This window comes from Klebsiella sp. CD33 (genome assembly GCF_051992865.1).
Lineage (GTDB): Bacteria > Pseudomonadota > Gammaproteobacteria > Enterobacterales > Enterobacteriaceae > Klebsiella > Klebsiella pneumoniae.
Genome location: NZ_CP197023.1, coordinates 1,663,376 through 1,675,126 on the forward strand (window position 1 = coordinate 1,663,376; position 11,751 = coordinate 1,675,126).

Genomic DNA, 11,751 nt, shown 5'->3' on the forward strand with positions numbered 1-11,751 from the left:
GGGCTTGCATGAACGCAGCCAGGTATAACTATGGTCAGCTATAATAGCGAACGGTCAGGCGAATATTTGTTGGAGATGAGCAACATCAACAAATCGTTTCCTGGCGTCAAGGCTCTTGATAATGTCAACCTGAAGGTTCGTCCGCACTCCATTCATGCGTTAATGGGTGAGAACGGCGCCGGTAAATCGACATTATTAAAATGCCTTTTTGGGATCTATCAAAAAGATTCCGGTAGCATTCTTTTTCAGGGAAAAGAGATCGATTTCCATTCGGCGAAAGAAGCCCTGGAAAACGGTATTTCGATGGTGCATCAGGAATTAAACCTGGTATTACAGCGTTCGGTCATGGATAACATGTGGCTCGGGCGCTATCCAACTAAAGGCATGTTTGTCGATCAGGACAAAATGTACCGGGATACCAAGGCCATTTTTGATGAGCTGGATATTGATATCGATCCGCGCGCCCGCGTCGGTACCTTATCGGTATCTCAGATGCAGATGATTGAGATCGCGAAGGCGTTTTCCTATGACGCCAAAATCGTCATCATGGATGAGCCGACGTCATCGCTGACGGAAAAAGAGGTCAACCATCTGTTTAAGATCATCCGTAAGCTGAAAGATCGCGGCTGCGGTATCGTCTATATCTCGCATAAAATGGAAGAAATTTTCCAGTTGTGCGATGAAATAACCATCCTGCGCGACGGCCAGTGGATCGCCACCCAGCCGCTGGAAGGGCTGGATATGGATAAGATCATCGCCATGATGGTCGGGCGTTCGCTTAACCAGCGTTTTCCGGATCGCGAAAACACCCCGGGCGAAGTGATCCTCCAGGTGCGCAATCTCACCTCGCTGCGCCAGCCCTCCATTCGCGATGTCTCCTTTGACCTGCATAAGGGCGAAATTCTCGGTATCGCCGGCCTGGTGGGCGCTAAACGCACCGACATCGTGGAGACCCTGTTCGGCATCCGTGAGAAGGCCAGCGGCACCATCACGCTGCACGGAAAGAAGATCAACAACCACAGCGCCAACGAGGCGATAAACCACGGTTTTGCGCTGGTGACCGAGGAGCGGCGCTCTACCGGGATTTACGCCTATCTGGATATCGGGTTTAACTCGCTGATCTCCAATATTAAGAAATATAAAAACAGCGTCGGCTTGCTGGATAACTCGCGAATGAAGAGCGATACCCAATGGGTTATTGACTCGATGCGCGTCAAAACCCCCGGTCAGCATACGCAGATTGGCTCGCTTTCCGGTGGTAACCAGCAAAAGGTCATTATAGGCCGCTGGCTGCTGACCCAGCCGGAGATCCTGATGCTGGATGAGCCAACGCGCGGTATCGACGTCGGCGCCAAGTTTGAAATCTATCAGCTGATTGCCGAACTGGCTAAAAAAGACAAAGGGATCATTATTATTTCTTCCGAAATGCCGGAACTGCTGGGGATTACCGACCGCATTCTGGTGATGAGCAACGGCCTGGTCGCGGGCATTGTTGAGACTAAAACCACTACGCAAAACGAAATACTGCGTCTTGCGTCATTGCACCTTTAAGATCAGGGGCTTCACATGAGTGCGTTAAATAAAAAGAGTTTTCTCACTTACCTGAAAGAGGGTGGGATATATGTTGTCCTTCTGGTCCTGCTGGCCATTATTATTTTCCAGGATCCGACATTTTTAAGTCTGCTCAACCTGAGTAATATTCTGACCCAGTCCTCGGTGCGTATTATTATTGCCCTCGGCGTGGCCGGACTTATCGTCACGCAGGGGACCGACCTCTCCGCCGGCCGTCAGGTGGGTCTGGCGGCGGTGATTGCCGCCACCATGCTGCAGGCGGTGGATAATGCCAATAAGGTATTCCCGGATATGGCGACCATGCCGATCCCGCTGGTGATCCTGCTGGTGTGCGCCATCGGGGCGGTCATCGGCCTGATTAACGGGATCGTCATTGCCTACCTGAACGTGACGCCGTTTATTACCACTCTCGGCACCATGATTATCGTCTACGGCATTAACTCGCTGTACTACGACTTCGTGGGCGCGTCGCCGATCTCCGGCTTCGACAGCCACTTCTCCCATTTCGCGCAGGGGTTTGTGGCGCTGGGCTCCTTCCGCCTGTCCTACATTACCTTCTACGCGCTGATTGCCGTCTTCTTTGTCTGGATCCTGTGGAACAAGACGCGCTTTGGCAAAAACATTTTCGCTATCGGCGGTAACCCGGAAGCGGCTAAGGTCTCCGGGGTTAACGTAGCGTTAAACCTGCTGATGATCTATGCCCTCTCCGGCGTGTTCTACGCCTTCGGCGGCCTGCTGGAAGCCGGACGTATCGGTTCGGCGACCAATAACCTCGGCTTTATGTATGAACTGGACGCCATCGCCGCCTGTGTGGTGGGCGGCGTATCGTTCAGCGGCGGGGTAGGGACGGTGTTTGGCGTGGTGACCGGGGTGATTATCTTCACCGTCATCAACTACGGCCTGACCTATATCGGCGTCAACCCTTACTGGCAGTACATTATTAAGGGGGCGATTATTATCTTCGCCGTGGCGCTGGACTCCCTGAAATACGCCCGTAAGAAATAAGATTGAACGCATCAAAAACCCGCGCCTGGCGCGGGTTTTTTTATATCTGAAACGAATGCGTTGATGGAGGCTACTTTTCTTTCTGCAGCTCCAGCAGCTGCTCCGGGGTGACGGCCGGGTAGGACTGGGCGTCATCCGGCACGTCATGCTGCTGCGCCGGAATCGGGATGAGAGGGCCGAGAAAGCGCGGTTCCCGTTTGAAGATATAGAGGTCCGCCAGCGCGCCAAAGCGGGCGCCGAACTCGCGCAGCCGCACGCTCCACATATCCTTCGGCGACGGCACCGCGTAGCACTGGGCCTGGATCCCCATATGCAGGGCGATAAACAGCGCCCGTTCGCAGTGGAAGCGCTGGGTGATGATAATGAAGTCGTTGGTGTCGAACACTTTCCGGGTACGGACGATCGAGTCGAGGGTACGGAAGCCGGCATAGTCCAGTACGATATCCGCGGGATCGACGCCGCCTTTAATCAGGTCCCGACGCATGGTCATCGGTTCATTGTAGCTTTGCAGAGCATTATCGCCGCTCAGCAGGAGATAGTTGACCTTGCCGCTGTTGTAGGCGTTCAGCGCACCCTGGATGCGGTAGCGGTAATACTGATTGATGACGCCGGTGCGGTAATATTTGGCGGTGCCCAGCACCACACCGACCTGACGGTAGGGCAGGTCCTGCAGTTCATCATAGATATAGGGCGCGGTTTTCCAGCTCATCCAGCGGTCAAGGCCCAGCACGGTCAACAGCAGCAGGCCGAGCAGGACTAACAGGCTGTAGAACGCACGCTTTAACATGAACTTGGCTCAATAATAGACAACGGAGTCTTCAGGCTACTTTACCCGCCGGGTAAGCGCAAGAAACCCGCGTTTGATTGCGGGGATTTTCAGCAATATAGACAGATCGCCGAACGCAGGCCGGGTAAGGCGTGAGCCGACACCCGGCATAGGGATCTTCAGGTCGCCATGGCGCGAACCGTAGGTCGGGTAAGCGTAGCGCCACCCGACACCTAACGGTATAAAAAGTCGGCCGGATAAGCCGAAGACGCCGTCCGGCAATCTGCTCAGGCTGATCAACCTAACAGGACGCGCTCAATATTGTGGCAGCCCAGCGCCTTCAGGGTGGCGACGGTGGCATCCCACTGGATCAGCGCCGCGTCGGCTTTCTCCGCCAGGATTGCCCGCTGGATAGCGGGATAATCATAGCCGTTGAGGCTCAGGAGATTCAGCGCCCCCTGCAGCGGCGGCAGCGTCGGGTTGAACGCTGCGTTTTCCGCATAGCTACCGCTGAAAATGGTACCGTCTTTCAGCTCCAGCGCCACGCCGGAAGGCGAGTGGCTATAGGGCGCATGGCAGCGGTTGGCGGCCTGAATAGCTGCCTGGGTTAGGGCATCGCCGCTGACCGGGAAGCCATGGTCCTGTTCATCCATCAGCAGGGTTTTGATCTCGAGGTCTTTCGGGCCAAAGGCGTCCGGCAGATAGTGCTCCAGGGCATGCGCTTCGCGACCCGGCAGATGAATGCGCAGCGCCAGCCCGCTGTTCAGTTCGTTCATAAACTGACGGCAATGACCGCACGGCGTGTAGTTCACCGTGATAGCGCGCAGGGAGGTCTCGCCGCGCAGCCAGGCGTGGCTGATGGCGCTCTGTTCCGCGTGAACGGTCTGCTGCATGGTAGCGCCGAGAAACTCCATATTGCCGCCAAAGTACCAGCGGCCGCTGACGCCGCGGGCGATAGCCCCGACGTTAAAATGAGAAAGGTCGGGGCGCGCGCAGGCAGCGGCAAGCGGCAGTAGCGCAAAAGCCAGCGCGTCTTCGTCCAGACCTGTCGCATGCTGCAGCGTCGCCACCTGATCGGCTTCGAGCAGCGCCGGGAAATGCGGGTCGGCGAGCATCGGGGCGATGGCCGCCTGCAGATCTGCTGCCAGAGTCGTCAAAGCAGCTTGAAAACGTGAGTGCATAGCGTTGCCTCATAACAGTGTAATGGGAAGCCAGTGTACGGGCGGCCAGCGGTTCCATATGTGATGAATATCTCATTCTTTATGCAACTCTGATTTGTTGCATTAAAAAATGTGATTTAAATCACGATTAACCTACCACTGCGAGGATCAGCGGAAATAAGAACGGCGCCATCAACGAGGTGATGATCCCGCACAGCACCAGCGCCAGTGAGCTAAACGCGCCTTCCTGATAGTCCAGCTCGGCGCAGCGGGCGGTGCCGAGGGCGTGCGAGGCGGTGCCCATTGACAGGCCGCGCGACGCTTTGGTGCGAATGCGCATCAGGTTAAGCAACGTATGCCCAAATACCGCGCCGAGGATGCCGACAAAAATTACGCACACGGCGCTGATGGCCGGAATGCCGCCGATGCTGCCGCTAACCGCCATAGCAATCGGCGTAGTGACTGACTTAGGCAGAATAGAGGCGGCGATTTGCGGCGTGGCGCCCATCAGCAGAGCGACGGTGGTGCCGGTGATCATCGCCACGCAGCTGCCGATAAAGCAGATGGTAATGATAGATTTCCAGCGGGCGCGGATCTGGTGCAGCTGTTCATACAGCGGGAACGCAAGGGCCACTACCGCCGGCTGCAGTAGATCGTTCAGGACTTTGCTGCCGGCAAAATAACGCTCATAGGAGATCCCGGTCAGCAGAAGAAATGGAATAATCACCACCATCGCCACCAGCAGCGGGTTGAGCAGCGGGAACTTAAAGCGGGCCGCCAGTTTGCGGGCGAGAAAAAAGACGATCAGGGTTAGCGGTAGCGACCACCAGATTTCATGCATCATTCTTCTTTTCCTTTTTGGCCAATCACTTTACGTTCGCCATGCACCAAATGGGAGCTCCAGCTCACCACTACAAACACCACCAGCGTACTGATGGCGCAGGAGATAACGACAGGCCCCAGCTGGGCGCGCAGCAGATCCCAGTACTGCATCACCCCAACGCCGATCGGCACGAACAGCAGCGCCATATAGCGGATCAGGATATTGCAGCCGGGGTTGACCCATTGCGGCGGCATAATTTGCAGCGCCAGCAGCACGAAGAGGATCAGCATGCCGATGATGCTGCCGGGGATAGTGATAGGCAGCAGCCCGGCGATAAAAATTCCGGCGTACAGGCAGGCGTAAATCAGGACGAAAGCCCGCAGGTACTGCCAGATAATAGTCAGCGATTTACTCATGGTAATAACCCTTGATGAAGTGCATTCATCATACAATTAATCCCTAAAATGTGCTACCGATCACATCATGAATTCTATGCATAGCGCTGATAGCTTACGGGAACCATAGTCTCACCCGTCAGGGCCCGACACATTGCGGCTCAGGCGGGATCGCTCCCCACGCTACCTTGCTGGATGAGGCGCGGCAAATAAAGGCGAATGGGACGCCACAGACCCCTGTAAAGCATAGAGATTATCTCGCCGCTTTGCCGCATCGAGCGTGCGGGGAACGGCGTGCGTCTGGTCCGACGCATTGAGCGCTTTCAACCAGCGCCCGGAGGCGCTACCATAGCGCCTCTTTTTTTTCCGGGTAACGATATGCGTGTTCTACTGGCGCCGATGGAAGGCGTGCTCGATTCGCTGGTGCGCGAGCTGCTGACCGAGGTTAACGATTACGATCTCTGCATCACCGAATTTCTGCGCGTGGTGGATCAACTGCTGCCGGTAAAATCGTTCTACAGGCTATGCCCGGAACTGCATCACCAGAGCCGCACGCCGTCCGGAACCCGCGTGCGCGTCCAGCTGCTGGGACAATATCCCGAGTGGCTGGCGGAAAATGCCGCCCGCGCGGTGGCGCTGGGTTCATGGGGGGTGGATTTAAACTGCGGCTGTCCGTCGAAGCTGGTAAACGGCAGCGGCGGCGGGGCAACGCTGCTGAAAGATCCAGAGTTGATCTATCGCGGCGCGAAAGCCATGCGAGAGGCGGTTCCCGAGCATCTGCCGGTGACGGTGAAAGTTCGTCTTGGCTGGGACAGCGGTGAACGGCGCTTTGAAATCGCCGACGCGGTGCAGCAGGCGGGGGCCAGCGAACTGGTGGTTCACGGCCGTACCAAAGAAGATGGCTACAAAGCCGAACGCATCAACTGGCAGGCGATCGGCGAGATCCGCCAGCGCCTGACTATCCCGGTGGTCGCCAACGGTGAAATCTGGGACTGGCAAAGCGCCCAGGATTGTATGGCTGTCACCGGCTGCGATTCGGTGATGATTGGCCGCGGGGCGCTCAATGTGCCGAACCTCAGCCGGGTGATCAAATACAATGAACCGCGCATGCCGTGGCCGCAGGTGGTCCAGCTGTTGCAAAAATATACCCGCCTGGAAAAGCAGGGTGATACCGGTCTGTATCATGTGGCGAGAATTAAGCAGTGGTTAGGCTATTTACGCAAGGAATATACCGAGGCGCTGACCCTGTTTAATGAAATTCGCGCCCTGCAAACGTCTGCTGAAATAGCGGCGGCGATCGGCCGCTATTAACCGCCATACTGTTATTCGCTTCACATATTATTACTTGCATGCCTATTGATGATAGGCATGGGTTGAATAAAGTGATAATGTGCGGTCAATCAATTCAGGATTGCTACTGAACTCAGGCAAAACCTAAGCACTTTCGTCATTCGTGGCGCAAAGTGCTTAGGTTTTTTTTTGGTAAAAATTCAGGGTGGATAAAATGATGATGTAAAACAATGAGATGTGAATAACGATTTCTCTGGCATTGTCGCGGTTTTATTACCGACGGACGCTTTTTGCCATTCATTTTTAAAAAAAGAAAACGGGTAAATAAATAGCCTGGGGATCCCCTTTGTTTTTATTCAGTCACGGTGGATATCACAATGCATAACAAAAAAATAAATCAGCTTTTGATCGGCGCTATGCTGGCGGCCATGGCGCCTGCCGTGAGCGCCGCGGACATCCCGGCGTGGAACGGCAGCGCGCTGGGGTTTGAAGCCGGGCAGCAAGGGCTGCTGGGCGATATGCTAGGCATTCGTCCGATCCTTGAAGAAAACGGCTTTCATTATAATCTCGGCTATCTTAACGAGATGGCCTACAACGCCGGCGGCGGCTATAACCATGATAAACATCTGGCCTATATTGACCAGGTGTCATTGACCTTTACCCAGGATCTGGAGCGCTGGACCGGCATACCGGACGCGCGGCTTGAGGGCAATATCGTCAACCGCAACCATGATGATAACCTCACCACGAAACGGCTGCAGGATCCGCGGGTGAGTTTCAACGATCTATCGCAGGAGAGCTGGGGCGGCGGGTCGATTACCCGCCTTGGCTGGTTGACCTTTGCCCGCAGCTTTGACGACCGCCGCCTGACCTGGCGCATCGGCATGATGAACAAGGTGCAAACCTTCGACCAGATCATACCCTGCGATTTTCAGCTGCTGACCCAGTGCGGTGGGAAATCGGCCAACTCGCTGACCTGGAATAACTGGAACATTCATACCTGGGGCACCACCCTGGAGTACAAGCTGACGCCGACCGTCACCCTGAAAGGCGGAGTGATGGAGCAAAACCCGCAGGCTACCGCGCGCAGCCACGCGTGGAGCTGGTCGACGAAGGGTAGCAAAGGCATCTTACTGCCGATGGAGATCGAAACCCGTCCGCTGATTAATGGCCTGCCGGGAGCCTATAACCTTGGCGTGGTCTGGACTAACGCGCCGCAGAGCGACCTCTACAGCGGTAAATCCGGCGGCGCCGGGGCGACCGATCCGCAAGGTTACGCCGAGCACGACAGCACCTGGTTTATGTACGCCGGCCTGAACCAGCAGATCACCCGCCACGCCGACGACCCGCTGCGGGGGATGAGCGTCTCACTGAGCGGCAGCCTCAGCGACCAGCGCAGCAACTATATCCACTCCGCCGTCGCCGCCTCCATGCGCTACCGCGGTCTGTTTGACGCCCGCCCGGAGGACTGGATTGGCTTCGGCCTGACGTGGATCGACATGAGCAGCCACTACGCACGTAATCAGCGCTATATGAATCAGATAAACGGCGCCACCGACTATAACGATCCGGCTTACCAGCCGGTGGCCGGTCATTCGCTGAACGGTGAACTCTATTATCGCTTGCGCCCGGTCTCCTGGCTGGAGCTGCAGCCGGGCCTGCAGTACTGGCACCGTCCGGGCGGCGTCGCGCAGACCCAGGACGCGTGGGTAGTGGAGTGGAAAACCGTCGTGACCTTCTGATAGTCGCGATCTTAATCACGTTTTTTCACTTGTCAGGTTGAGCGCGCAGCAGAAGTTGTTACAGTGCGGGTGTTGGATTGCAACTGCTGCGGCAGGCAAAACCTGATCACCTGGCGTTTCGTCGGGGGTCAGGTTTTTTTGTTTCTGGGGTCTATATGCAAATCGCCAAAGTACTCAATAACAATGTGGTGGTGGTTCTCGACGAGCACCGGCGCGAACAGGTGGTGATGGGGCGAGGGCTGGCCTTTCAGAAACGCCCGGGCGACGTGCTGGACGACAGTAAAATTGAAAAAGTTTTCGCCTTACAAAGCGATGAGCTGGTCGGCCGCTTAGGCGAGCTGCTCAGTCAAATACCGTTAGAAGTGATGACCACCTGCGATCGCATTATCGACCTGGCACGCGGACGGCTGGGCAAGTTACAGGAAAGTTTGTACATCACGTTAACGGATCACTGTCATTTTGCTATCGAGCGGCAGAAAAAGGGCATCGCACTGCGTAACGTGCTGCTGTGGGAGATTAAGCGGCTGTATCCGAAGGAGTTCGCGCTGGGCCAGGAGGCAAGGGCCATCATTGCTAAAAGGCTCGGCGTGGAGCTGGCGGAGGATGAAGCCGGATTTATCGCCCTGCATCTGGTGACGGCGCAGCTTAACAGCGAAATGCCGGAGGTCATGCACGTGACCCGGGTGATGCAGGAGATCCTGCAGCTGGTGAAGTATCAGCTGCAGCTTAACTACGATGAAGAGTCGCTGAGCTATCAGCGTTTCGTCACCCACCTGAAGTTTTTCGCCCAGCGGATGCTGACGCGCACGGTGGTGGAAGATGACGACGTCTCGCTGCACAGCGCGGTGAAAGATAACTACGCCAAAGCGTGGAAGTGTGCGGAAACGGTGGCGACGCATCTGCAAAAGCAGTATCAGCGGTCGCTGACCACCGAAGAAATTATGTTTCTTGCCATTCATATCGAACGGGTAAGAAAAGAGGGGCGTTAATTCTCCCCAACAAAACTGGATTGTTACTGCATGATGCAGGCAAAACCTGAGCGCGACGCCCACCGGCGTGGTTCTCGGGTTTTTTTATTTTTTACTACTCAGTCGCCGGTTGTCTGCGGGCAGCGGCAGTAAGGAAAAGAGCATGGAATATAAAGCACTCGCGCAGGATATTCTCAACCGCGTCGGCGGCAAAGAGAACATTGTGAGTCTGGTTCACTGTGCGACACGTCTGCGTTTTAAACTGAAGGATAACGGCAAAGCCGATGCCGAAGGGCTGAAGGCCAATCCGGGCGTGATTATGGTGGTGGAGAGCGGCGGCCAGTTTCAGGTGGTGATTGGCAACCACGTTCACGACGTCTGGCTGGCGGTGCGCCAGGAGGCGGGGTTGAGCGATGACAGCGAACCGGTTGCCGAGGAAAAAGCGGCCAAAGGATCGGTGTTAAGCCAGCTTATCGACATCATCTCCGGCATCTTTACACCGTTTATCGGCGTGATGGCGGCAACCGGTCTGCTGAAAGGCCTGCTGGCGCTGGCGGTGACCTGCGGCTGGCTTACGCCGGAGCAGGGGACTTATAAAATCTGGTTTGCCGCCAGCGACGCGCTGTTCTTTTTCTTCCCGCTGTTTCTTGGCTATACCGCCGGGAAGAAGTTTGGCGGCAACCCGTTTATCTCGATGGTGATTGGCGGGGCGTTAACCCACCCGCTGATGATTCAGGCCTTTGAGGCCAGCCAGGCGCCGGGCGCGGCGGTGGAGCACTTTCTCGGCATTCCGGTGACCTTTATCAACTACAGCTCGTCAGTGATCCCGATTATTCTCGCCTCATGGGTCTGCTGCTGGCTGGAGCGCAAGAGCAATGCGCTGTTGCCGTCATCGATGAAAAACTTCTTCAGCCCGGCGATCTGCCTGGCGGTGGTGGTCCCGCTCACCTTCCTGGTGATTGGTCCGGTCGCCACCTGGCTGAGCCATCTGCTGGCCAACGGCTACCAGTTCATTTATGCGTTTGCCCCATGGCTGGCGGGCGCGGTACTGGGCGCCATGTGGCAGGTGTGCGTTATTTTCGGCCTGCACTGGGGGCTGGTGCCATTGATGATCAATAACATGACGGTGCTTGGTCACGACTCCATGCTGCCTATTATCCTCCCGGCGGTGATTGCCCAGGTGGGCGCCGTGCTCGGTATTTTCCTCGCCACCCGCGATGCGCGCCAGCGGGTGCTGGCCGGTTCCGCCTTCTCCGCCGGGCTGTTCGGCATCACCGAGCCGGCTATCTATGGCCTGACTCTGCCGCTGCGCCGTCCGTTTATCTTCGGCTGTGTCGCCGGGGCGATTGGCGGGGCGATCACTGCTTTTAGCAACAGTTATGCCTACTCGTTTGGCCTGCCAAACATCTTTTTCCCGGCGCAAATGATCCCGCCCGGCGGGATTGACGCCAGCGTCTGGGGCGGGCTTATCGGCACCGGCGTGGCTTTCGTGCTCGCCTGCGTGCTGACCTTCTTCGCCGGCCTGCCGCGCGCCAGCGCCGCACCAGGCGCCGTGACGGTAGCCCCGGCCTCGGCAAACGATATTCTGGCGCCGATGAGCGGCAGCGTTATCGCCCTCGAGCAGGTGCCGGATAGCACCTTCGCCAGCGGCCTGCTGGGTAAAGGTGTCGCCATTATCCCGGCGGTGGGCCAAGTGATTGCCCCGTTCCCGGGCGAAGTGGCCTCCCTGTTTCAGACTAAACACGCCATCGGCCTGCAAAGCGACAGCGGCATTGAGCTGCTGATCCACGTCGGCATCGACACGGTCAAACTCGACGGCGTGCCCTTTACCGCGCATGTGAAAGAGGGCGACAGGGTACAGGCCGGCGATCTGCTGATTGAGTTTGATCGCCAGGCGATTCTGGACGCCGGCTACGACCTGGCGACCCCGATCATTATCAGCAACAGCGACGAATACCGGGAGATTGATACGGTGGCGTCCAGCACCGTCGAAGCCGGTCAGCCGCTGTTGTCAGTCAGCCATTAATCAC

At 56.7% G+C, this 11,751-nt stretch carries 9 protein-coding genes and 1 pseudogene; 6 read left to right on the forward strand and 4 right to left on the reverse strand.

Annotated features, from left to right (window positions below):
- Positions 1 to 30: 30 nt before the first annotated feature.
- On the forward strand, positions 31 to 1,551 hold the full coding sequence (gene mglA, locus ACR809_RS08305; protein ID WP_101970419.1) for a galactose/methyl galactoside ABC transporter ATP-binding protein MglA: 1,521 nt from the start codon (positions 31 to 33) through the stop codon (positions 1,549 to 1,551).
- Between the two features lie 15 nt (positions 1,552 to 1,566).
- A complete protein-coding gene (gene mglC / locus ACR809_RS08310) occupies positions 1,567 to 2,577 on the forward strand; it encodes a galactose/methyl galactoside ABC transporter permease MglC (protein WP_002912871.1) in 1,011 nt (336 codons plus the stop codon).
- 70 nt (positions 2,578 to 2,647) lie between these two features.
- Here the strand turns inward: mglC and sanA are convergent, their stop codons facing one another.
- The 4 genes from sanA to ACR809_RS08330 all read right to left on the reverse strand — a co-directional run bounded on the left by sanA (position 2,648) and on the right by ACR809_RS08330 (position 5,742).
- Positions 2,648 to 3,364, reverse strand: a complete 717-nt coding sequence (sanA, locus tag ACR809_RS08315) for an outer membrane permeability protein SanA (RefSeq protein WP_002912870.1) — start codon at positions 3,362 to 3,364, stop codon at positions 2,648 to 2,650.
- Between the two features lie 275 nt (positions 3,365 to 3,639).
- On the reverse strand, positions 3,640 to 4,524 hold the full coding sequence (cdd, locus tag ACR809_RS08320) for a cytidine deaminase (RefSeq protein ID WP_002912869.1): 885 nt from the start codon (positions 4,522 to 4,524) through the stop codon (positions 3,640 to 3,642).
- Between the two features lie 127 nt (positions 4,525 to 4,651).
- Positions 4,652 to 5,347, reverse strand: coding sequence for a CidB/LrgB family autolysis modulator (locus ACR809_RS08325; protein WP_002912867.1), 696 nt, complete (start codon positions 5,345 to 5,347; stop codon positions 4,652 to 4,654).
- Complete coding sequence (locus ACR809_RS08330; RefSeq protein ID WP_002912865.1) at positions 5,344 to 5,742, reverse strand: CidA/LrgA family protein; 399 nt, start codon at positions 5,740 to 5,742, stop codon at positions 5,344 to 5,346. Before ACR809_RS08330 ends, ACR809_RS08325 begins: the two co-directional genes overlap by 4 nt.
- Before the next feature lie 357 nt (positions 5,743 to 6,099).
- Between ACR809_RS08330 and dusC the strand changes: the two genes are divergently transcribed.
- The 4 genes and pseudogenes from dusC to bglF all read left to right on the forward strand — a co-directional run bounded on the left by dusC (position 6,100) and on the right by bglF (position 11,747).
- Positions 6,100 to 7,032: a tRNA dihydrouridine(16) synthase DusC gene (gene dusC, locus ACR809_RS08335; RefSeq protein ID WP_002912862.1), complete on the forward strand. Its 933-nt coding sequence runs from the start codon at positions 6,100 to 6,102 to the stop codon at positions 7,030 to 7,032.
- A 356-nt stretch (positions 7,033 to 7,388) separates the two neighbouring features.
- Positions 7,389 to 8,753, forward strand: a complete 1,365-nt coding sequence (locus tag ACR809_RS08340) for a carbohydrate porin (protein WP_101970420.1) — start codon at positions 7,389 to 7,391, stop codon at positions 8,751 to 8,753.
- Positions 8,754 to 8,908: 155 nt separating this feature from the next.
- The gene (gene bglG / locus ACR809_RS08345) at positions 8,909 to 9,742 is read left to right on the forward strand and encodes a transcriptional antiterminator BglG (RefSeq protein WP_002912842.1); all 834 of its coding nucleotides are present in this window, start codon (positions 8,909 to 8,911) and stop codon (positions 9,740 to 9,742) included.
- A 30-nt stretch (positions 9,743 to 9,772) separates the two neighbouring features.
- A pseudogene (bglF, locus tag ACR809_RS08350) lies at positions 9,773 to 11,747 on the forward strand (PTS beta-glucoside transporter subunit IIABC).
- The last annotated feature ends 4 nt before the right edge of the window (positions 11,748 to 11,751 follow it).